17 protein-coding genes and 1 tRNA gene are annotated in these 22,524 nt (G+C 64.1%); 7 read left to right on the top strand and 11 right to left on the bottom strand.

The genetic code is table 11. From position 1 onward, the window contains the following. The first annotated feature begins 140 nt into the window (after nt 1–140). A complete protein-coding gene (locus tag ACQKPZ_RS03940; RefSeq protein WP_427535644.1) occupies nt 141–2,054 on the top strand; it encodes a tyrosine-protein phosphatase in 1,914 nt (637 codons plus the stop codon). Nucleotides 2,055–2,112: 58 nt separating this feature from the next. Here ACQKPZ_RS03940 and ACQKPZ_RS03935 read toward each other — a convergent pair whose 3' ends face one another. Continuing rightward, nucleotides 2,113–3,072: a helix-turn-helix transcriptional regulator gene (locus tag ACQKPZ_RS03935; RefSeq protein ID WP_427535642.1), complete on the bottom strand. Its 960-nt coding sequence runs from the start codon at nt 3,070–3,072 to the stop codon at nt 2,113–2,115. Between the two features lie 223 nt (nt 3,073–3,295). On the opposite strand from ACQKPZ_RS03935, the gene ACQKPZ_RS03930 reads away from it, so the two are divergent. Further along, the gene (locus ACQKPZ_RS03930; protein ID WP_427535640.1) at nt 3,296–4,444 is read left to right on the top strand and encodes a M14 family metallopeptidase; all 1,149 of its coding nucleotides are present in this window, start codon (nt 3,296–3,298) and stop codon (nt 4,442–4,444) included. Between the two features lie 162 nt (nt 4,445–4,606). Here the strand turns inward: ACQKPZ_RS03930 and ACQKPZ_RS03925 are convergent, their stop codons facing one another. The 7 genes from ACQKPZ_RS03925 to ACQKPZ_RS03895 form a co-directional block, all read right to left on the bottom strand. After that, on the bottom strand, nt 4,607–5,578 hold the full coding sequence (locus tag ACQKPZ_RS03925) for a Csu type fimbrial protein (protein WP_427535639.1): 972 nt from the start codon (nt 5,576–5,578) through the stop codon (nt 4,607–4,609). After that, nucleotides 5,575–7,872: a fimbria/pilus outer membrane usher protein gene (locus tag ACQKPZ_RS03920; protein ID WP_427535638.1), complete on the bottom strand. Its 2,298-nt coding sequence runs from the start codon at nt 7,870–7,872 to the stop codon at nt 5,575–5,577. Before ACQKPZ_RS03920 ends, ACQKPZ_RS03925 begins: the two co-directional genes overlap by 4 nt. Before the next feature lie 108 nt (nt 7,873–7,980). Then, a complete protein-coding gene (locus tag ACQKPZ_RS03915) occupies nt 7,981–8,757 on the bottom strand; it encodes a fimbrial biogenesis chaperone (RefSeq protein WP_427535637.1) in 777 nt (258 codons plus the stop codon). Between the two features lie 40 nt (nt 8,758–8,797). Then, nucleotides 8,798–9,301, bottom strand: coding sequence for a Csu type fimbrial protein (locus ACQKPZ_RS03910; RefSeq protein WP_427535636.1), 504 nt, complete (start codon nt 9,299–9,301; stop codon nt 8,798–8,800). 3 nt (nt 9,302–9,304) lie between these two features. Continuing rightward, a complete protein-coding gene (locus ACQKPZ_RS03905; RefSeq protein WP_391133050.1) occupies nt 9,305–9,838 on the bottom strand; it encodes a Csu type fimbrial protein in 534 nt (177 codons plus the stop codon). 18 nt (nt 9,839–9,856) lie between these two features. Then, the gene (locus ACQKPZ_RS03900; protein ID WP_391133047.1) at nt 9,857–10,393 is read right to left on the bottom strand and encodes a Csu type fimbrial protein; all 537 of its coding nucleotides are present in this window, start codon (nt 10,391–10,393) and stop codon (nt 9,857–9,859) included. A 30-nt stretch (nt 10,394–10,423) separates the two neighbouring features. Further along, complete coding sequence (locus ACQKPZ_RS03895) at nt 10,424–10,951, bottom strand: Csu type fimbrial protein (protein WP_427535861.1); 528 nt, start codon at nt 10,949–10,951, stop codon at nt 10,424–10,426. Between the two features lie 268 nt (nt 10,952–11,219). Between ACQKPZ_RS03895 and ACQKPZ_RS03890 the strand changes: the two genes are divergently transcribed. Genes ACQKPZ_RS03890 through ACQKPZ_RS03880 form a run of 3 tightly spaced genes read left to right on the top strand, consistent with a single transcriptional unit; the run spans nt 11,220 to nt 16,347 of the window. Further along, entirely contained in the window at nt 11,220–13,469 is a 2,250-nt protein-coding gene (locus ACQKPZ_RS03890) for an ATP-binding protein (RefSeq protein WP_427535634.1), read from the top strand. A 15-nt stretch (nt 13,470–13,484) separates the two neighbouring features. Then, nucleotides 13,485–13,946 (top strand): response regulator, encoded by a 462-nt coding sequence (locus tag ACQKPZ_RS03885; protein ID WP_012271611.1) that lies wholly within the window; start codon nt 13,485–13,487, stop codon nt 13,944–13,946. Between the two features lie 13 nt (nt 13,947–13,959). Next, nucleotides 13,960–16,347 (top strand): response regulator, encoded by a 2,388-nt coding sequence (locus ACQKPZ_RS03880; RefSeq protein ID WP_427535633.1) that lies wholly within the window; start codon nt 13,960–13,962, stop codon nt 16,345–16,347. A 219-nt stretch (nt 16,348–16,566) separates the two neighbouring features. Here ACQKPZ_RS03880 and ACQKPZ_RS03875 read toward each other — a convergent pair. Beyond that, nucleotides 16,567–16,641: transfer RNA gene (locus ACQKPZ_RS03875), tRNA-Gln, on the bottom strand. A 276-nt stretch (nt 16,642–16,917) separates the two neighbouring features. Here ACQKPZ_RS03875 and zapE point away from each other — a divergent pair. Next, on the top strand, nt 16,918–17,988 hold the full coding sequence (zapE, locus tag ACQKPZ_RS03870) for a cell division protein ZapE (RefSeq protein WP_427535632.1): 1,071 nt from the start codon (nt 16,918–16,920) through the stop codon (nt 17,986–17,988). 127 nt (nt 17,989–18,115) lie between these two features. Here the strand turns inward: zapE and ACQKPZ_RS03865 are convergent, their stop codons facing one another. Next, nucleotides 18,116–20,005, bottom strand: a complete 1,890-nt coding sequence (locus ACQKPZ_RS03865) for a propionyl-CoA synthetase (RefSeq protein WP_427535631.1) — start codon at nt 20,003–20,005, stop codon at nt 18,116–18,118. A gap of 180 nt (nt 20,006–20,185) precedes the next feature. Between ACQKPZ_RS03865 and ACQKPZ_RS03860 the strand changes: the two genes are divergently transcribed. Next, the gene (locus ACQKPZ_RS03860) at nt 20,186–21,052 is read left to right on the top strand and encodes a LysR family transcriptional regulator (protein WP_427535630.1); all 867 of its coding nucleotides are present in this window, start codon (nt 20,186–20,188) and stop codon (nt 21,050–21,052) included. Here the strand turns inward: ACQKPZ_RS03860 and ACQKPZ_RS03855 are convergent. Beyond that, nucleotides 21,026–22,180: an HPP family protein gene (locus ACQKPZ_RS03855; protein ID WP_427535628.1), complete on the bottom strand. Its 1,155-nt coding sequence runs from the start codon at nt 22,178–22,180 to the stop codon at nt 21,026–21,028. The two genes, ACQKPZ_RS03860 and ACQKPZ_RS03855, sit on opposite strands and share 27 nt — an antisense overlap. Nucleotides 22,181–22,524: the final 344 nt, after the last annotated feature.

Below are 22,524 nucleotides of genomic sequence, written 5' to 3'. Positions count from 1 at the left end.
CCGGCGAGCAGACGCCAGACAAAAAGCGCACGCCCGGGACAGATCCTGCACCGTTTTGCACGACACCACACTTTGTAACATTCGATTTCACATTGCCAACGGAGAGTAGCCAGCCCAAACCACTGACCGAGGCCCTATCCGTGTTGCAACGTGTGCTCTGCTCCCTGTCCCTGCTGACCCTTGCCATTTCCACGGCCCACGCCGCCGAGGCGCTCGATACCCCACGCCTGGCCGGCATGGATAATTTCCGCGACATCGCTGGCACTACCAGTGCCTACACCACCACTCACGATGGCACGATGCGCGCCGGGGTGTTCTACCGCGCCAACGCCCTCACCCCTACCGCCGCCGATCTGGCCATCCTCAATGGCCTGGGCATCAGCGATGTCTACGACCTGCGCACCCCAAGCGAAATTGCCAGTACGCCAGACACCCTGCCCGACGGCGCCAGCTACACCAACATCGACATCATCGGCAGCACCACATCCGGTTCAAACATCACCAACATTTCCTTCAGCAGCGCCGAACAGGCGCGAGCAATGATGCAACAGACCAACCGCGCCTTCGTCAACGACGCCGGCATGCGTAGTCAGTTTGCCCTGTTGTTCAACGAACTGGCGGCCGCCGACGGTGCAGCCCTGTTCCATTGCACTGCAGGCAAAGACCGCACCGGCTGGACGGCAGCGGTGCTGCTGAGCATCGCAGGGGTGGATGAAGCCACCATCATGAGCAACTACCTCGCCACCAATGACTACACCGCCGCGCGCGTGGCGGCCACGCTGGCGGCAATGCCGGCGAGCATGGCCGAAATCTATGCACCGCTACTGGGGGTCGAAGCCAGCTACCTGCAGGCGGGCCTCGATGAGATCAGCGCGAACTACGGCAGCATGGACAACTACCTCAAGCAGGGGCTGGGCCTGAGCCAGGAAACGATCTACGTACTGCGCGGCAAGATGGTGCGCTATGGCTCCCTGCCCGGCGAGGCGGGCCTGCTGGGCAACGCTGCTGCCGGTGCGCAACTGCTGCGCGAGCTTCAGGACACTTCGCTGTCGGGCAGCTACAGCGCCTACAACTATTACCTGCAATCGGCCATCGATGCTGGCACCCTGGGCGACGTTACCTCGACCGTGGGCGGCCAGCTGCACGCGGATGCCGCAAGCTACCTGCTGCGCCAAGGCGCCATGATCGAGCGTGCGGCTTCGCCGTTCGCCGACGGCAGCGGTCTCAACGTTGGCCAGGCACGCCTGTGGAGCACCGCACTTGCCGGCTACCTGGGCAATGACGGCTCGGCCCACGCGGCCAGCAGCAACGAGCACAGCCAAGGGCTGCTGGTGGGCGTTACCCAGCGCTTCACCGAGCAACTCAGCGGCCATGCCGGGTTTGGCTACAACCGTGGCAATGTAGGCAGTGCTGGCGGCGAGGCTGATACCGACCTGACTTTCCTCAACCTGGGTGCACGCTTTGCCCTCGACAGCCTGGACCGAGGGTGGTTCGCTGATGCCGACATCAGCGGCGGCTGGCTCGACTACTCCAGCAAGCGGGAACTGGGCGGCGGCCTGGGTACGGCCAAGGGCGACAGCCACGGCACCCTGGCCGGCGCCAGCCTGGCGTTGGGTTATCGCCTCCCCGCCAATGGTCTGGTGCTGGAGCCGAGCCTTGGCGTGCGTGTCAGCCATGTCGACCTGAACGGCTTCAACGAGAAAGGCAGTGAACTGGCGCTGCAAGTCGACGATTTGAAAGAAACCCGTCGCAGTGCCGTGGCCAGCCTCAAGGCGTCATTCGCGCCGATTCCTGCCGGTAACTGGCAGTTGGTACCGGGGGTGGAAGTGGGTTACGAGCATGCCTTGGGTGAACATCAAGTGGACAGCCAGGGGCACCTGTTGGGGCTGGATGTGGAGCAACGTGCTGCGTTCGACAACCGCGACCAGCTCACGGGTGGGGTGACCCTGACGGCCAACCTGGGTGCGCTGAGTGTCGGTGCCGAAATAGCAGCGATGGGCGGTGGCGACAGCCATGGGGTAAGTGGCAGCCTCAAAGTCGGCTACGCCTTCTGATCCTTGGCTTTGGGGCCGCAAGCCGGCCCCGGTTGGCTTGACTGACTGGCAGCAAGGCTTACCTGCCGCGCCGCAACTCAGCCGGGCTTACCCCGAACGCCCGCTGAAAGTACTGGGCGAAACGCCCCGGGTTGCTGAACCCATGCCGCAAGGCCACTTCAGCCACTGACCCGCCCTCCCCGCGCGCCAACACCTGGCGCGCACTTTCCAGCCGCACCTGCCGCTGATACCCGACAATCGAGGTGCCGGCAAAGCGGCGAAAGCCTTCCTGCAACGCCCGCAAGCTGACATTCGCCAACCCTGCCAGCTCAGTACCACTGACCGGGCCGTTCGGGTGCTCCCGCAGGTACGCCATCGCCAGTTTCACATGACGCGGCGCCAGTACCGGCGTGGGCCGGCGCAGGGCTTCAGTGTAGTTGTGCGGCCACGCCTCCAGCACCGCGTCCACCAGCATTTCCTGCAAGCGCGCCGGCATCAGCACGCCGCTGTTGATCAACGGGTCGAACTGGGTGCCGGTGGCCAACTCCAGCAATGCGCGTATGCCCTGGAACACCGGCACCGCCAAATCCACCACCGGAGCAAAACGCACCGGCTCGGCCAGGCCTCGCCCCAGCAACAGCGACAGCCGCTCGGCCAACAACTCGCGGCGGATCGACATGCCGCACTGGGCATGGTTTTCGGCAAAGCGCACCGTGCGGATATCGCGCTTGTCGACCGCCAGCCCCACCCGCGCACCGCCAATCGATTCGCCCCGGTGGTCGAAGATGATCTTGCCGGCAGTTGGCAACACGAAGGTGATCTCGTCCTGCGGCGTGGGCAAGGCGATGCTGAAGTCCCCACCATACTGCATGCGCCGCACACTCATGCCTTCAAAGCGACCATACACGCCGCCAATGCTGATGCCTTCGCCCAGTGGCGGCATGTCGGCATACAGGCTGCCGAACATCTGGCTGAACAGTGCACCGAAATCCTCGCTGCGCATGTCCGTGGAGCGAAGAATGAAGGGCTTGCGGGTCATGCCGGACTGCACCGTGGCGCTCACCTGTACCTACGAAGGGGGACCCGAATGCTGCCATGCCCTGATGACAACTGCGTGATGGCGCATTCGGCCCGGCCCGCAAAGCAGTTTGAAACGCGCACATCGGCTGCCAGATCTGGCGCTCGCTGCCCAAACGTGCGCAGCAACCCGGCCAAGCCGTGTACAGTAACCCCACAACAACGCCCGCAAAGGAGCCCGGCCCATGACCGTGACGCTGTCCCCCCTGCAGATCGACTGCACATTCGATTCCGGCAACATCCAGGTGCTGGACGCCAGCAACCCGGCCCAGGTGCACCTGGCCATCCGCCCGGATACCCACAGCGGCCACTACCAGTGGTTCCACTTCAAGGTCAGCGGGCTGACCCCGGGCCAGGTCCATCGCTTCAGCCTCGACAACGCCTCGGGTTCCTCGTACAAGAACGCCTGGAGCGGCTACAACGCGGTGGCCAGTTACGACCAGCAAACCTGGTTCCGCGTGCCCAGCCAGTTCGACGGCACGGCGCTGTCGTTCGAAGTAAAGGCTGAGCAGGAGCAGATCTGGTTCGCCTACTTCGAGCCCTACCCGCGCGCACGTCACAACCAGTTGATCGAACGCGCGCAGCAGTTGCCGGGGGTCGCGTTGCTGGCCAGCGGCCGCAGCGTGCAGGGCCGCGACATTCCCCTGCTGCGTGCCGGTGACGGTGCCGAGGGCAAGCGCAAGCTGTGGTTGATTGCCCAGCAACACCCTGGCGAGCACATGGCCGAATGGTTCATGGAAGGCGTGATCGACCGCTTGCAGGCCAACGATGCGGTAATCCAGGGCTTGCTGGCCAAGGCCGACCTGTACCTGATCCCCAACATGAACCCGGACGGCGCCTTCCTCGGCCACCTGCGTACCAATTTCAAGGGCAAAGACCTCAACCGCGCCTGGCAGGATGCCAGCGTCGAGCTGACTCCAGAGGTGTTCTTCGCCCAGGCGCAGATGAAGCAGTACGGGGTGGATGCTTTCGTCGATGTGCATGGCGACGAAGAGATCCCCCACGTGTTTACCGCCGCCTGCGAGGGCAACCCGGGCTACACGCCGCGGCTGGCAAAGCTGGAGGAGCAGTTCCGCAGCACCTTGTGCAGCCTGACCCGGGACTTCCAGACCGTACACGGGTACACCCGCGATGAGCCCGGGCAGGCCAACGCCACGCTGGCCTGCAATGCGGTGGGGGTGGCCCATGACTGCCTGTCACTGACACTGGAAATGCCGTTCAAGGACCATGACGATGCGCCCGATGCCGTTACCGGTTGGTCGGGGGCGCGGTCGAAGGCACTGGCCGGGGCGGTGCTGGAAACATTGGCGAAGATGGTCGGCGATTTGCGCTAATAGGCAGACGGACGCCACACCCTGTGGGAGCGGGCGAGTCGATGCGTCGAACCGCCGCGAACACCGGCGCAGCCGGTGCCATGCACCACGTTGGATTCTTCGCGGGCACGCCCGCTCCCACAGGGATTGCACCCGCTGTCAGGGGTGCGACGGTGAAGGCTGTCAGAACTGCACATCCAGAATCACACTGTCGGAATAGGTCGCAGCCGGCGGCGTTGCCTGGTCGGTGTAGACCTTGGCGTTGTAGTTGAACACCTGGCTACCGGTGCCGGTACCGGCGCCGGGGTTCACATCCGCATCGGTACTGGCACGCCTTGCTGCCCCTGATGATCCCCAGCGTACCGCCCCTGCACTTTTGAAAATGTCATAAGCCAGGTAGTTGTTGGCCGACGACTTCATCCGCCGCCGTCCACCGGACACATTCTGCCCGTCATCCAGCCCCACCGTGTAGCTACTGCCCTTGGTGCACGACACACTCAGGCTCTGGTTTACGGTGCCAAAGCCCGCCACCACCGGCGCGCTGTTGAAGTTGATGTTGGGGGTAGTGATCTGGCAATCGTTGGTCACCGTCAGGCTCACGCTCAAGGTCTGGGTGCCTGAACCGATGTCACGCCCCAGGCATATCCCTAACGCACCAATCCCCGAGCAGTAATTCCAGCTCCAGGCCACGGTCAGGTTCTCTCGATACACCCCGGCGGCAACGTTACTGCCCGTGATGGTCCGCATGTAGATCGGTACGGCCTTGGGCGTGGTGCCGCCGAGCAAGCCAAGCAAGTCGAGGATACCGTTGCGGGCAAAGTCGTAGGCCACGCCCCGGGTGATCGGGTAGCTGGTGCTGCTGTCGGCATACAGTGTGTAGGCAATGACATCGCCAGTCGGGCCAACCAACCCGCCTGAAGCAGGCGTGATCGTGGCGTAGAAATGGTCATTGCTACTGAGCAGGCTCAGCAGTGAACCTGTGCACTGCAAGCCCGAATTCAGGCTTGACGCACTCTGGACGGTGTTACGCACCTGCGTCGAATTCAGGCTGCCAAATGCTGCCGGCGACGTTGCCACCGAAGAACATAGCGCCCACACCGAGCCCGCCGGCAGGCAAAGCATGCCCACCCACAAGCCTCGCTGCCAGGCATTCATCGGCACACCAATGGGCCAATCAAAGGCACCGTGCCCTGCGCTTCAGGCAGGTCGAACTCCACCTGGCAATGCCCGCCGCCCTCAATGTCCACCTGCAAGCGGTTGTGCGGCGACAGGTTCTCCATGTACACCAGGCCGTCCCAGCCCACCACGGCCTGGCTGCCACTTTGCTCGTGGGTAACGCGGCTGCCCAGCTTGAGCACCTGCTGGTTGCCGTCCACCAGCTCGACACTGGCCGCCATCACCCGCTTGAGCGGGAACTCCAGCAAGTAGCCGCTGCCCCGGCGTACAGCCACGCGCTGTTCCACCTGTGCAGCAAGGACGTCCGGCGGCAGGTCCATGGGGTCGATTTCGTACTTGCCGCGGTAATAGCCGCTGCTGTAAGGCACCAGCAGGTGGCCGTTGGAGTCGGTGCGGCCGACCTCCTGGTTTTCGTAGCGCACCGGTACATCGGCGTAACCTGTGGTACTGACCACCACGAAGGCATCGTCAATACGGTTGGCGGCGAACACGCCGGCATCCATCCACACCAGCGAGCCACTGGCGTCGGCCCACCGGGTCATCTCGCCGCTGCTGCCATACACCCCGGCCTGCAACTGCACCGATTGCAGGCGCCAGGTAACGTCGGCCTGGCGGTAGGCATCGCGGTCACTGCCTGCGGCATAGCCCAGGTTGTAGCCAACGCCGACGCCCGCAGGCACCGCACGGCTGTAGTTGACCCGTTGCAGGCTCTCGCCCTCCTTGCTGCGTTCCATGCCCAGCGCCAAGGTGCCATGCAGGTCGAACGGGATAACCAACTGAGCCTGCACAGCCCACTGGCTGTCACCCACTTCGCGGTTGGCCGACAGGTACACGCTGCTGCTACCCCACAACGGCCTGCTGTAGCTCAGGTTGATCAACCGGGTGCGGGTGCCGTCACCGGCGCGCACGTCGAAGTAGCCGGCGCCGATGCTGCCGTACTCGTTCAGGTTGAGGCTGAGGGTGACCTGTTCACTGCTTTTGCTCAGTTGCATGTCCGGGGAATCGACACGGGTCAGGTCGGCATAGTCGCCGTGGCGTTGCAGGCGCTGGTAGCTGAAGCCGATGCGCTGGCTGTTGTACTGGTACCCCAGGGCTACCTGGTGCCCCTTCTCACCGTCGAAGCGGCTTTGCGCCAGCGCGGCGTTCAGCACGCCGTAGTTGCCCAGCCGCATGTTGCCGCCCAGGCCACCCAGCATCAGCGATTCGGAGGTTTCGGCGTGCGTTTCCAGGGTGAAGGTGTCGCTGACCCCGTAGCGCAGGCTGCCCGAAGCAACACCTGGGCCGTAGGCAAAATCGCGTACGGCGTAATCACGTCGCAGGCTACCTGCTGCCACCGAATAATCAGACAGGCCCTTTTGCAGCAGGCTGCTGGTAACGTAGAACGGCAATGTCGTCGACACCTGGCGGCCTAACGAATCGGTAGTGACTACCACCGCCTCGCCTGCACCATTGATGAACGGAACGTTGGTCAAGGTATAAGGGCCAGGCTGCAGCTCGGTGGTGCTGGACTTGTAGCCGTTGATGAACAGGTCCAGCGACGTCGGCACCGCGGCTTCGCCCGCGAACGCAGGCAACGGGTAAGTGACCAGGTCGGGACGCGCAGCGAAGTCACGCGACAACTGCAGGCCGCCGACGCGCACCGAACTGCTCCAGGGCAAGGCGCCGGTCACGAAATCACCCGCTTCATAGGTCAGCAGGCGCTGCTCGTCGGTGAAGCGCCAGGTGGTGTCGTATCGCATGAAGCCTTGGCGCATATCGTCCGCCTGAGCACCATTGAACGACTGGCGCCATTGTCCAGTGCTGGAGAAGGTGCCCCAGTTGTCGAACAGGCGCAGCTCGTTCCAGGCGGCCAGGTAGGTGCCGCCGTCATCCGTGTCGTTCAGGTACAGGTCGTAGTTGAACAAGGCGCCGAAGCTGCTGCGGGCGTCACTGGCCGGGTACAGGTTGCGGTCGCCCACTTGCTGGTCAGGCAACCAGGCCGGCGGCACCTGCAACAGCAAGCGCTGGTTCTGCGTGTCGTAGTCGGTGTGCAACCCTGCAATGCTTTCCAGTGCCAGTTCACCCTGTGGGTTGCCCGGTAGCGCGATACCGGCCGCGCGCAGTACCTCGCTGTCCAGGTACAACTGCCCGGCCCGCTGCTGCACCGGTACCAGTTCAGCCCTGGGCATCTGGTTCACCAGCAGGTCGAGGTACAGCGTGGCATCGGAAATGGCTGAAAGATCTGTAGGCGGTGGGGGCAGGTCGTCGGCCAGCACCAGGCAGGGGCCGATCATAGCCAGCCCCAGGCACCAATGGCGGGTCGTCGCCTTCAGCCACTTCACACACGGTTTCCAACCATTGCCGGGTCCTCCCTGGCCCCTGCATTGCATTCAGTTGCTGGCTCATTGGCCTTGGCGAATGGCGTCTGCTGCGCCTTGGCCGTTGACCCTGCCCTTCAGCACGCTGGTACTTCCCGGCACCACCGGCGCCGGCCAACGCATGCTGGCACCTGGCAGCACATAGCCCAGCAGGCCCTCGGCCAGTGGCTTGCTCTGGCTGCCTTGCTGCACCACCACATCGGTCAGGCGCGCATGCACAGGCCCCGTGTTGCGCAGTTCAACGTAGGGTTTGCCCTGCACGGTCACCGGGCGCCAGCTGAGCTGCGGCTTGCCCACGCCCTCGGCATTGCGCTTGCCCTCGGGGTCGGCCTTGCCCCACAGGCCCTCGCCATACACGAACAAAGGCACCGAATAACGCATCTGCAGGCGGATTGCCGCAGTAGCGCCAGGCTCGGCCTTCTCCACGGGGATGGCGGGCGGGATCTCGTCGATGATGATGCGGTAGGCCTGCTCCTGGCCGGCTGGCGAGGTGCCGGTGCGGGTCAGGCGAATGAGCTGCTTTTGCCCGGGGGCAATATTGGCCACCGGCGGGCTGCCGATGATTTCGCGCTGCGCCTGGAACTGCTCCTGGTAATCACCCTGGCGCCAGGCGAATACCCGTACCTGCAAGTTGGCCGGCGCGCTACCGCGGTTTTCCAGCCACAGGGCACCGGCCTTCTGGTCAGCCTCCAGCACCGGGTCGATTGGCCAGATCAGCACCGAAGTCGCCGCCCCGGCCGGCAAGCTTGCCAGCCACAACAATCCGATCAATCCGTGCGCCCACTTCGCGCCTTCCCGCATGCAACTCTCCTTAGACACTTGTCGTTGGCAACGCTGGCGTTCACCAGGTCACCGTCACTTGCACCACATCGGTGTAGGTCCCTGCCGGCAGCGTGCCGGTCAGCTGGACCCGCCCGTACACCGGCAGCTTGATCGCCGTCGGGTCGGTATAACTCACGGCCACGCTGGTGCCTATTCCCAGGCTCTGGCTGTAGGCCGCATCCCGGTACAGCTGGTAGGCCAGCACTTGCGTGCCGCTCGTGCGCTTCAGGTTACGTGTGCCACTGGCGCTGTTCTGCCCACCATCCACGCTCATGCTCATGGCCACGCCCGGCGTGCACTGGAACGTGACCGTGCTGCCGCCCAGCGAGGTGCTGAGGATGCCGGTGGACAGCGCTGACTGCGTACCATAGTCCAGCGTCCCGTAGCTGGTGACGCCCCCCACCACCAGACAACCGGCAACGATTTGTGCCGTCACGGTGAAGGTACTGGTAGTCACCGCATTCAACGGTGTAGCCAGCAGCAAACCGGTGCCCGCAAGGCCCCACGTCAACCAGCGGCGCATGGTTCAGAACGACAGCTCGACTGCCACCGTGTCGGTGTATACCCCGGCAGGCAGGCCCGCCTTGCCCCGTGCCTGGCCGTACAGGTTGACGGTCTGGGCCACGCCGGTACTGGTCGGCAGAGTGATGGTGCCATCAATGGCCAGCAGCTGCGTGCGCCCGGCATCGGTGTAGAAATCGTAAGGCACGAAGTTACCCGCACCATCAGCCAGTGCCCGCGTTCCTCCGGACGACTGCCCGTCATGGGCGCCCGCCCGCACGCGGATCGCCGGTACGGTGCCGGCCGAGCAGAGAATGCTCATGGCACCACCGCCGCCGCCCAGCACCTGGCCGTTCACCGTCGTGAACAGGGCATCCTGGGTACCGAAGTTCAGGGCACCAAAGTTGAGCCCAGAGGTGCCTGAGCTGCCGTTGACCTGGCACGCCGCAATCAGGGTCAACGTCGAGTTGATGGTCCCGGTCACCGTGGCGGCCTGAGCCTGGGAAGCCAGTGCCAGGCCAAGGCCTGCGAGCATGCAGCATGAAAGGGTCGTTCGCATCGGAGTCTCCTTGCGTGTCTACCAGTCCAGGGTCACTCTGAGGGTGTCGCGGTACAGCCCGGCCGGCAGTGCGCGGGGTTGCGCCACTACCACACCGTAGATGGGAATCGGAATCTGCTGGGCGCTGTTGACGGTGAAGGCACGCGCCTGGCCGATGACGTAGCGGCTGTTGCCACCGGGGTCGACCGCCAGCTGATAGGGGATAAGTTCACGGCCATTGCTCAGGCGGCGTACACCGTCGTCGCCATTCAGGCCACCATTGATCCGCACGTTGAAGGCCCGTACTTCAGGCGTGCAGCTGATCTGCAGGCTGCCCTCGCCGCTGGCCTCGTCAACCCGGCTGCGCAGCGGCTGGTCCCAGTTCGGGCCACGCTCGCCAAAGTCCAGCATGCCCGGGTTACCCAGTACCGCAGGTTGCGTATCGTTGCTGCTGATCTGGCAGGCTGCGCTGATCACCAGCCGCGCCTGGATGAAGCCGGTGGTGCTGCCATGCGCAGTACCACCGGGCACCAGTAGCGGGCCGAGGGTGAGCAACAGGATCGAAGTGCGGTTCATGGCATGGCGTCCTTGTGCATGGCGGCGTCCCTACCAGGTGACCGTGACTTTGAGCAGGTCGGCGTAAAGCCCTGCATTCGGTACCCAGGCCAGTTTGTCGATGCGTGCGAACAACGGCAGTTCGACCGAACCGCTGCCTGGCACCCGCGCCGACTGGGCCACGTCCACCACCAGCGGCTCGCGCCAGGCCGCGTCGCGGTACAAGCGGTAGGGAATTGGCCGGGCCGTACGGTCACTGCTGGCCAGGTAGCGCAGTTCGCCGACGCCACCATGCTGGCCGCCGTCGACGCGTACCTGGTAAGGGGTGTCGGGGTTGCACTCCAGGCGCGGCGGGCGCTGGTTCAGCAATACGCCGCTCAGCGGTGCATCCGGGCTGTCCAGGCGCGCCGTCGCACCCAGGTCGATTTGCCCCAGGGCCTGGGCTCCCGCATCGCGTGTCTGATTGACCAGCATGCAGCCACGCTGCACCAGTACCCGCACTTCCACGAGAAAATCCACTGCCACGGTACTGCCGCTGAACAACAGGCCCAACAGCACGGCCACCAAGCGCTCCGTCACCTTGTTATCCTTGTCGTTACGTCCTGACTTGAGCGTAGCAGCGAGGTAGCGCAACGGTGGTGGCATCAAGCCATTTTTTTGTATTAGCAATAAAGCGATAACGCCCCGTAAAAAAAAGCCGTCACGGTGCAGAACCCCAAGCCGCACCTGTGCCTCCAATGGCCAAGAGCCGGTAAATGTGCTTGGTTTCTGTTAGGGTGAAAAAGTCTCATCCTGCGCCAGGCATATTGGCCATACATGGACGGACATGACAGGAGCGTTTTCATTGATGACTGCAGACAACACGCTGGCAGAAGCCATGGAACGCTGTGCGCGCGAACCGATCCACCTGCCGAGCAGTATCCAGCCCCACGGTTTCCTGCTGGTGCTGGACGCCGCCGAGCTTTGCGTGCTGCAGGCCAGCGAGAACGTCGAGCACTGGCTGGGCTTGCCGGCCCGGGAACTGATCGGGTGCAATTTCGCCAACCTGGTCAACGAGGGCTTTGACCTGCGCACGCAGCTGGCGCGGCTGCCCGAAGATGAAATCTTCCCCTTCCACATCGGCGACGTACGTTTGCGCCAAGGCGCGCCTTACAGCGCCCCGCTGCACCTGCTGGTACACAGTCACGATGAGGTGCTGATTGCCGAATTCGAGCCCCCACGCTTGCCGCCAGACCTGGTCGGGCAAGGTGACTATTACCCGCTGGTGCGCAGTTTCGTCGGTGGCCTGCAACTGGCCAGCAGCCTTGAAGACCTGCTGCAACAGACGGTGTTGCAGCTAAAGCGCATCACCGGCTTTGGCCGGGTCAAGGCGTACCGTTTCGATGCAGATGGCAACGGCCAGGTGCTGGCCGAGGTGGCCGACCCGGGCTACCCCAGTTACCTCGGCCTGTGCTTCCCTGCGGCAGACATCCCGCGCCAGGCGCGCGACCTGTACCGGGTCAACCGCATCCGCGTGATAGAGGATGCCAACTACCAGCCTTCACCCCTGCTGCCGGCCACCAACCCGCGCACCGGCAAGGCACTGGACATGAGTTTCTCTGCGCTGCGCAGCGTGTCACCGGTACACCTGCAATACATGCGCAACATGGGCACGCTGGCCTCGATGTCGCTGTCGATCGTGGTCGATGGCGAGCTGTGGGGGCTGGTGTCCTGCCACCACCAACAGCCGCGTGCGGTGGACCTGCGCACCCGCACGGCCTGCGAGCTGCTGGCCAGTGTGCTGTCGTTGCAGATCGAGTCTCGCGAGGCGCATGCCAGCACGCGCAAGCTGCTCGCGTTGCGCCAACACATTGTGCGCATGATCTCGTCCATGGCCGACCACGACAGCGTCAGCGACGGCCTGCGCGACCTGCCCCACGTGTTGCTGGCGTTTGCCGGTGCCCAGGGCGCCGCGGTGATCTCGGCCGAACGCTGCGACCTGATCGGCAAAACCCCGCCTGAAGCCCAGGTAACCGCGCTGGTGCACTGGCTTGCCCTGCGCGCCGGGGACAGCGTGTTCCAAAGTGATAACCTGCGCCGCGACATTACCGACCTGCCCGAGCTGGCCGCCCATGCCGGCGGCGTGCTGGCCGTGGCCATCTCGCAGATCCATTCGCACTATTTGCTATGGTTCCGCCCCGAGCAAGTACGCACGGTGAACTGGGCTGGCCAACCGAGCAAGCAAGTGGGGCCACAGGGCAACCTCGACCCGCGGCACAGCTTCGAACGCTGGCAGGAAGAACTGCGCAACTACTGCGAGCCCTGGGACCCGCTGGTGATCGAGGGCGTGATGGAACTGCGCAGCGCAGTGCTTGGCATTGTCCTGCGCAAGGCCGAAGAGCTGGCGCAACTGGCGGGCGAGTTGCGCCGTTCGAACAAGGAACTTGAAGCGTTTTCCTACAGTGTGTCCCACGATCTGCGAGCCCCCCTGCGGCACATCGCCGGCTACACCGAACTGCTTGGCGAAATCGAAAGCCAGGGGCTGAGCGAGCGCGGCAAGCGCTACCTGCAGCATATCGGGGAGGCCGCGCACTTCGCCGGCAGCCTGGTCGACAACCTGCTCAACTTCTCGCAGATGGGCCGTTCGGCGTTGCGCCTGTCGGATGTCGACCTCAATGCACTGGTCGATGCCATTCGCAGCGAACTGGCGCCGGATTACGAGGGGCGCGCAATCGTTTGGGACATCGCGGCACTGCCCAAGGTGATCGGCGACCCGGCATTCATCAACATGGCCTTGCACAACCTGATCGCCAATGCCATCAAGTACACCCGTGGCCGCAACCCGGCACACATCGGCATCAGCGCCGCGCAGCACCCAGGCGAAACCGAAATCTGCATCCGCGACAACGGTGTGGGCTTCGACATGGCCTATGCCAACAAACTGTTCGGCGTGTTCCAGCGCCTGCACCGCATGGAGGACTTCGAGGGCACCGGGATTGGCCTGGCGAGCGTACGCCGCATCATCGAGCGCCATGACGGCCGGGTCTGGGCCACGGGTCAGATCGACCAGGGCGCCAGTTTCCACTTCACCCTTCCGCGCCACCCCGCGACCACCTGAGGTACCGCTATCACCATGCTCAAACCCATCCTGCTGGTCGAAGACAACCCAAGGGACCTGGAGCTGACGCTGCTGGCCCTGGAGCGCAGCCAGTTGGCCAACGAAGTCATCGTGCTACGTGATGGTGCCGATGCACTGGATTACCTGCTGCGCCGCAATGCCTACGCCGAACGCGACGACGGCAACCCCGCCGTCTTGCTGCTGGACCTGAAGCTGCCCAAGGTCGACGGCCTGGAAGTGCTCAAGGCCGTACGCGCCACCGCCGAACTGCGCAGCATCCCCACGGTGATGCTGACCTCCTCGCGCGAAGAGCCCGACCTGCTGCGCGCCTATGAACTGGGGGTCAACGCCTACGTGGTAAAACCGGTGGAGTTCAAGGAATTCGTCGCCGCCATTTCCGACCTCGGGGTATTCTGGGCAGTGCTGAACGAACCCCCACCCGGCTCACTGCGGCTGAACCGTCGCGGTAGCAACTGAGGCCGCCGCGACGATGCAGCAAACGCCGCTGAAACTACTGATGGTCGAAGACAGCTCGATGGACGCCGAGCTGACCCTGATGCGCCTGGAACGTAGCGGGCTGCTCGTGCATTCGCAGCTAGTGTTCGACCATGTTGGCGTCGAGCATGCCCTGCGCGAGGCCCGTTACGACCTGATCCTGTGCGACTGCGTGCTGCCTGGCTCGTCCGGCACCGAGGTACTGGCCATTGCCCAGCGCCTGGCGCCAGACACGCCGTTCATCTTCCTGTCTGGCATTTACGGCGAAGAGCACGCGGTGGAGATGATCCGCCTGGGCGCCACCGACTATGTATTGAAGAAGAACCTCCCGCTGCTGCCCAAGGCCGTGCGCCGGGCGCTGACCGAGGTGCAGGAGCGCCAGCGCCGGCGCCGCGCCGAAGAGGCCCTGGCAGACGTTGAAGCGCGTGCGCGCATTGCCATCGATGCCGCCGGCATGGGCACCTGGGACTTGCGCCCGCAAGAAGGCCTGCTGCTGTGGGACGACCGCTGCAAGACCCTGTTCGGCCTGCCCACCAGCACCGAGATGAACCTTGACGTTTTCTACGCTGGCATCTACCCCGACGACCGCCCATTGGTGCGCCAGGCGGTGGAACACGCCATGCGCCCGGAAAGCGGCGGCCACTACCGGGTCGAATTCCGCATTGCCCAACCCAACGGGCTGGAGCCGCGCTGGTTGCTCAGCAGCGGCCAGTGCCAGTTCGTCGGCGACCAGTGCGTGCGCTTTTCCGGGGTGCTGCAGGACATCCACACACAGCGCCTGGCCACCCAGGCGCTGCGCCAGCTCAACGAGATGCTCGGTGAACGTGTAGAGCGCCGCACCCGCGAACGCGACCGCGCCTGGGAGCTGTCGCAGGACTTGCTGGCCGTGCTGAACAAGGACCTGACCCCGGTCGCACTCAACCCCGCCTGGGAAGCCAGCCTGGGCTTTTCGCGCGAACGCCTGAGCCAGTCGTCCCTGCTGCACCTGCTGCCCGAGACCGATCAGGAACTGCTCCTCACCGAACTGGCCGCCCTCGCCCATGGCCGCACCAGTGCCCGCTTCGTCGGGCGCATCCTGCATGCCGGTGGCCAGCAGCGCTGGCTGTCGTGGATTGTGGTGCCGGAAGACACCCTGCTGTACGTGGTAGCACGGGACATTACCAGTGAGCGCGAATCCGCCCTGGGCCTGGCCGAAGCCAACACCCGCCTGCGCGAGCAGATCAACGAGCGCGAACGCATCGAGGCTGCACTGCAACAGATGCAACGGCTGGAAGCAGTCGGCCAGCTCACGGCCGGCGTGGCCCACGACTTCAACAACCTGCTCACGGTAATCCTCACGGGCGCCAGCTTTCTGGAGCGCGACCTGGCCAAGGCCGACCTGGACAAGGCCCGCACGCGCCTCACGCACATTCGCGAAGCCGGCGAGCGCGGCGCCAAGCTTACCTCGCAGCTGCTGGCGTTCTCCCGCCGCCAGCGCCTGGAGCCGGTGCCGCTCAACCTCAACCAGACCTTGGCCGGCCTGGAAGAGCTGCTACGTCGCACCCTGGGTGGCAACGTCTCGGTGCGCCTGGACCTGGACCAGGCCCTGTGGCAGGCACTGACCGACCCCACCCAGACCGAGATGATCATCCTCAACCTGGCCATCAATGCCCGCGATGCCATGCCCGAAGGTGGCCAGCTGACCCTGACCACCCGCAACACCCGCATCAACGCCCACCCGCAACGCCCGGAAGACCCGGACCCGGGCGAGTACGTGATGCTGAGCATCTGCGATACCGGCTGCGGCATGAGCGAAGACGTACTGGCCAAGGTGTTCGAGCCGTTCTTTACCACCAAGGACATCGGCAAAGGTTCGGGGCTGGGCCTGGCCCAGGTGTTCGGCTTCGCCAAGCAGTCTGGCGGCGGAGTGCGTATCGACACCACGCCAGGCCTGGGCACGCAGGTGGCGGTGTACCTGCCGGCAGTCAAGGACCAGGCGGTCAGCGAACCGGTGGCACCGTTGCGCAGCCAGGCTATCAGCGACAGCGGCCACAACCGCACCGTGCTGCTGGTGGATGATGACCACCTGGTACGCGACATGCTGGGTGACGTGTTGCGCCAGTACGGCTACCAGGTGCGCCAGGCGCACAGCGGCGAACAGGGCCTGGCCTTGCTGGACGAGCAGATCGACCTGCTGCTCACCGACTTCGCCATGCCCGAGTTCAATGGCGCGCAATTGGCGCTGGCAGCCCGTGAACGCTACCCGCACTTGCCAGTGGTATTCCTGACGGGCTATGCGGACTTGCAGGGGCTTGAACTACCGGGCAGCGTGGTGATCCAGAAGCCGGTGCAGGCGGATGAGCTGGCGAGGGTGCTGAATGAGATGCTGGGAATTTCCGCATAACCCGGGACGGCCCGATCCCGTGTAGGAGCGGCCTTGTGTCGCGATGGGCTGCACAGCAGCCCCAGGATTGCAGACACACCACAGATTGCCGGGGCTGCTGTGCAGCCCATCGCGACACAAGGCCGCTCCTACAGAGAATTGCGTGCGCAACTAAAACCACGGAAACGACAAAACCCAGCGCTTATAAGCACTGGGTTGAATACGTTGCAACCTGAAAAATGGCAGGGGCGGCTGGATTCGAACCAACGCATGGCAGGATCAAAACCTGCTGCCTTACCGCTTGGCGACGCCCCTGTATCGGATGCAGCATTTGCTGCCCTGACAATTCCAACTGAGTGACAACTGGGTTGTTGTCTTGGAATGCGCGGCACTTTAACAACAAAGTTTCGATCTGTGAACCCCCTGATGAAAAAAAATTGCCATAAAACAGCGAGTTAGTCATTTTCACCCGCGCGGGTGGCTGACCTATCGCGTGAAGCGATCATTGCCGGTCACTTTCTGTATTAGTCAAAATGGCCGCCCTCGGGCAAGCTGCACGCTGCCCCGCCTATCCCCCAAGGAGCTTTGCTTTTGTCTGCCTGGATCCCTGCCCCACTGCGCCAGCTTGGCCAGCGCCTGCGCGGCGCTGCCGCCAGCCAGAGCGAACTGCTCGACTGGTTCGAGGACAAAGCCCACAGCCGGGGCTACCAGCTGAGTGACGGCCAGCGACGGGTGATCCACTGCATGGCCGACCAGCTGGCGCAGCTGGAACAAGGGCAGCCGCGCAGCCTGTACCTGTATGGTTCGGTGGGCCGTGGAAAAAGCTGGCTGCTGGACGGCTTTTTCCAGGCGGTGCCGGTCGAGGCCAAGCGACGCCTGCACTTTCATGACTTTTTTGCCCGCCTGCACCAAGGCATGCACCGCCACCGGGCGCTGGACGATGCGCTAGGCGCGACGCTCAACGAGCTGGTGGGCGATTGCCGGGTGCTGTGCTTCGACGAATTCCACGTGCATGACATTGGCGATGCCATGCTGCTCACCCGCCTGTTCAGCGCCCTGTTCGCACGCGGGGTGTTCCTGCTGGTGACCTCCAACTATGCACCCGAAGGGTTGCTGCCCAACCCGCTGTACCACGAGCGCTTCCTGCCGGTGATCCGGCTGATCAACAGCTCGATGGAAGTGCTGGAGGTGGGCGGCGATACGGATTTTCGCAGCCTGCCGGCCAACCGCGAGCATCAGCGGTTTACCCAGGGCCACTATGTATGGCCGGGCAATGCCGAACAGCGCCGGGCGCTGAACGTACCTGTCGAACAGCCGTTGATGCTGGAAGTGAACAAGCGCCCGCTGCGCGCACTGGCCGTCGATGGCCGGCGCGTGGTGCTTGGCTTTGACGATTTGTGCGAGAAGGCCACGGCGGTGATCGACTACCTGGTGCTGGCCCAGGCCTACGATGAATGGATTATCGACGGGCTGGATGACTTGGCGGAGTGTTCGCTGGCGGCACAACAACGCTTCGTCAACCTGGTGGATGTGCTGTATGACCAGGACCGGCAGGTGACGGTGATCGGCAAGAGGCCGCTGGAACAGAGCCTGGACGGGCCACTTGCCGACCTGATGCGAACCCGCAGCAGGTTGGGGCAATTGCATCAGATAGCCTCATAGAACTGCACTGCCTGAACCGGCCTCTTCGCGGGCTCGCCCGCTCCCACAGGTACGGCGCAGGTTTCAGGGCCTGTGGTGTACCTGTGGGAGCGGGCATGCCCGCGAAGAGGCCAGTAAAGTCAATACATCACCCGGCCCGGGGCAAATCCGCCAGCACTGCCTCGATCTCCCCCAACACCGCTGGGTCATCCAAGGTCGAAGGCGGCACATAGTCCTGCCCATCGGCAATCTTGCGCAACACCGCCCGCAAGATTTTCCCCGAGCGGGTTTTGGGCAGTCGCTTCACCAGCCGAACCCGGTTGAAACAGGCCAGCGGGCCAATCGCCTCGCGCACGCTCCCCACCAAGTCCACCAGCAGCTGCGCCTCGGCAATGCCCTCGCCGTCCTTGAGCACAACAAGCGCCAAGGGTACCTGCCCCTTGATCTCATCATGCACACCAATCACCGCACACTCGGCCACTGCCGGGTGGCAGGCCACCAGGTCCTCCATTTCACCGGTAGACAGCCGGTGCCCGGACACGTTGATCACATCATCCGTGCGCCCCATGATGTAGACGAAACCTTCATCATCCAGGAAGCCGCCGTCGCCCGTGTGGTAATACCCGGGGTAGGTGCGCAGGTAAGCCTGCAAGTAACGCTCGTGGTCGCCCCACAAGGTCTGGCTGCACCCGGGCGGCAATGGCAAGGCAATCACGATCGAGCCCTGTTGATTGTGGCCCAGCAAGTGCCCCTCATCATCCACCACACGCACGTGATAGCCCGGTACCGCACGGTTGCTGGAGCCCGGCTTCGCCGCACTCCCTTCCAGCCCCACACAAGGCGCGGTGACCGGCCAGCCGGTCTCGGTCTGCCACCAGTGATCGTGTACCGGCTTGCCACTGACCCGCTCCAGCCACTCATGGGTGCTCGAATCAAGCTTCTCTCCCGCCAGGAACAGCTGACGCAACGAGCCGAGGTCGTGCTTGCGAATCAGCTCGCCCTCCGGGTCTTCCTTGCGGATGGCACGCATGGCGGTGGGCGCACAGAACAACGCGTTGACCTTGTATTGCTCCACCACCCGCCAGTAGGCCGAGGCGTCCGGGGTGCGGATCGGCTTGCCCTCGTAGAACACCGTGGTGCAGCCGCTCATCAGCGGCCCATAAACGATCAGCGAATGGCCAACTACCCACCCCACATCGGAAATGCCCCACCACACATCGCCCGCCTGCATGCCGTAGATATGGCGCATCGCATAGCACAGCGCCACGGCATTGCCGCCGTTTTCCCGAACGATGCCCTTGGGTTTGCCGGTAGTACCTGAGGTGTACATGATGTAAAGCGGGTCGCCGGCATCAAGCTCGACCGGGGCCACCGGCTTGGCGCTGGCCAGTGCCGCCTGCCAGTCCAGGTCGCGACCTGGCTGCAGTTCAGCCTTAACCTGTGGGCGTTGCAGCACCAGCACATTGCGCGGCTGGTGCCGGGCCAGCTGTAGGGCGCGGTCGACCAGCGGCTTGTAGGCAATTACCTTGTCGAATTCCAGCCCGCAGGATGCTGTCAGCAGCAGCGTGGGCCGGGCGTCATCAATGCGCAGGGCCAGCTCGTTGGCGGCAAAGCCGCCGAACACCACCGAATGCACCGCGCCAATCCGGGCGCAGGCCAGCATGGCCATGGCCGCTTGCGGCACCATGGGCATGTAGATGATCACGCCATCGCCCTTTTTCACCCCTAGCTGGCGCAGCAAGCCGGCCAGGCGTGCCACTTCGTCGCGCAACTGGTTGTAGGTGTAGGCCTGCTGCACGCCGGTGACTGGCGAATCGTAGATCAGCGCCAACTGCTCCCCACGGCCCTGCCCGATCTGGTGATCGAGGGCCAGGTAGCAGCTGTTCAGGCGGCCATCGGCGAACCAGCGGTGGGTACCGTCGGCGTTGTCTTGCAGGGTGAGGGCAGGCTTGCGGTGCCAGGCCAGGTGCGCGGCCTGTTCCGCCCAGAAAGCGGCAGGGTCGGAAATGGAATGGGCGTAGCTGTGCTGGTAGCTCATATCGAAGGGAACCCGGTACTTGTTGTTATTGAAGGGCGAAACCTGAGTATGGACCGCTACACCCGCGTCGCCATGGGACTAAAGTCACAACCGACCTGCAAATTTGCAGACAACGCAAAAGCGCCCCATAACGGTGCAAAGCCTCTAGAATAGGGCACCCCTCCAGCCACCGAGCAACCCATGGATATCGAACAGGCCCGAACCTTTCTGGAAATCGTGCGTTGCGGCAGCCTGGTCGCCGCTGCCGAACGCCTGTTCGTGTCACAAACAGCCATTACCGCCCGGGTACAGCGCCTGGAGCAGCAACTGGGCTGCCAGCTGTTCGTGCGCAGCCGCAACGGTGCCAGCCTGACCAGCGACGGCGAGGCATTCGTCAGTTATGCCAACCAGCTGGTGCAAACCTGGGAAGCGGCGCGGCGCGACCTGCCGCTACCCGAGGGCTGCCAGCAAGTGCTGCATGTGGGGGGTGAAGTGAGCCTGGGCAACCCGATGCTGCTCGACTGGGTCACAGCCCTGCACCGTGAGCTGCCCAGCCACGCCATCCGCAGCGAGGTGAGCGACGGCGAGTCGCTGCTGCGCAAGCTGGATATGGGCTTGCTGGACGCTGCGCTGGTGTACCAGCCGACCTACGGCCCGGGGCTGCAGGTGGAACAGTTGATGGAAGAAAAACTGATCCGCGTGCGCCGGGTCTCCCAGCCAGAGCCATACATCTACATCGACTGGGGTGAGGCCTTCCGCCGCCAGCACGATGCCGCCCTGCCCGACTGCGCACGTGCGGCACTCAGCTTCAACCTGGGCCCGCTGGCGTTGCAGTTCATCCTCGACCAGGGCGGCAGTGGCTACTTCCGCACACGGGTGGTACAGGCCTATCTGGACAGCGGCCTGTTCGAACGGGTGCCGCAGGCGCCGGAGTTTACCTACCCGACTTACCTGGTGTACCCGCGCAAGCGCGACAGCGAAGCCCTGCAACAGGCCTTCGCTATCTTGCGCCGGCTGGTGGCTGCCGGCGCCAGCGACTGGTCACAACGCTGGGACCCGCTTATCTGAAGCGTCGGCCCTGTTGAGCATTTGACGCTTGAGGCCGGCAATCAGGTCAGTCTGGGTGATAACCCCCACCAGCTGGTCGCCATCGAGTACCGGCAGGCAATGCAGGCCTTGTTCGCACAGCAACGGCAGCAGGCGCTCCAGCGGGTGCTGACTACTGACACTGACTACCCGCTGGCTCATTACCTGCTCCATGCGCACTGCCTTGCGGCCGAACAGCCCGCGCCAGCTGAACCGGCCACGCTGCATGGCCGGGCCGACCAGGTCACTGAGGCTGACGATGCCCACCAGCTTGCCCTGTCGCAACACTGGCAGGGTTTTCAGGTGGTGGCTGGCGAGCATTTTCCAGGCCTGCTCCAGCGTGGTATCGGGCGTGGCAAACTGCACATCGCGGGACATCACCGAGGCTGCGGTAATACCGCCCAGGCTACGTTGCAAAGCATGCTGCTCGGTGGCCAGGATGATGCGTTCCAGTTCGTCACGGGTCACGTCGACGAACTCGCCCAGCTCTTCCAGTGCCTGGTCCAGGTCTTCACTGCGGATGCCCACTCGCTCGCCGGGCAACGGGTCATGGGTGTGGTGCAGGTCTTTGCGCGGGGCCGCGCCTTTCGGGTAACGCACCCCCGTCAGGCGGTTGTAGACAACCGCCACCGCCACCAGGATCAACGCATTGAGCAATACCGGCTCCAACAAGTGATCGCCCAGCGCGGTCAGCCCCGAGTCGGCCAGCACAGCACTCACCGCTACCCCGCCGCCCGGCGGGTGCAGGCAACGCAGCAGGCACATCACCAGTAGCGAGATGCCCAGGGCGGCGGCGGCCACCCACAGCTCGGGGCCAAAGCCTTCGCGCATGGCCAGGCCGACCGCGCCGGCCAGGGCATAGCTGCCCAGCACTGGCCAGGGTTGGGCCAATGGGCCGGAATGCACGGCGAACACCAGCACGGCCGATGCGGCCAACGGGCCCAGCAGATGCAGGGCGATGCCGGGGCCATAGGCCAGGCTGGTCAGCCAACCGGCAAGGAAAAGACCGAGCAACGCACCGATACCGGCACGCAGCCACTCTTTGGGGGGGATATTCAGGGGCGCCGGCAACAGCCGCTGCAGACGACTTTCGGAACGCGAGGCAGACATTTAAGTAATCGGGATCTGTAGTTTTTCTGGTTAAAAAGAAAGCCCAGCCGAGGTGGCCTGGGCCTTGTATTGCGCGTGCAATACCACAAGGGGCTCCTTCCGTGGAGAGATGGAAACCGCAGGGTTTCGTGGGGGGGATTCTGCCGGGTGGGGCAGGATTGGGCTAATTCAAAAAAATGCGCCTGAACTGCAATTTTTTTGCACTACTGATATGGCCCTTGGGGGTGCTTCGCACCCCATCGCGACACAAGGCCGCTCCTACAGGGGATCGCGTACCCTTGTAGGAGCGGCCGTGTGTCGCGATGGGCCGCAAAGCGGCCCCGACTCTATCGAGCCTTGCGCGG

The sequence above is a fragment of the Pseudomonas sp. NPDC089547 genome (assembly GCF_050280665.1).
Classification (GTDB): Bacteria; Pseudomonadota; Gammaproteobacteria; order Pseudomonadales; family Pseudomonadaceae; genus Aquipseudomonas.
This window is presented reverse-complemented; position numbering and strand designations above follow the sequence as displayed.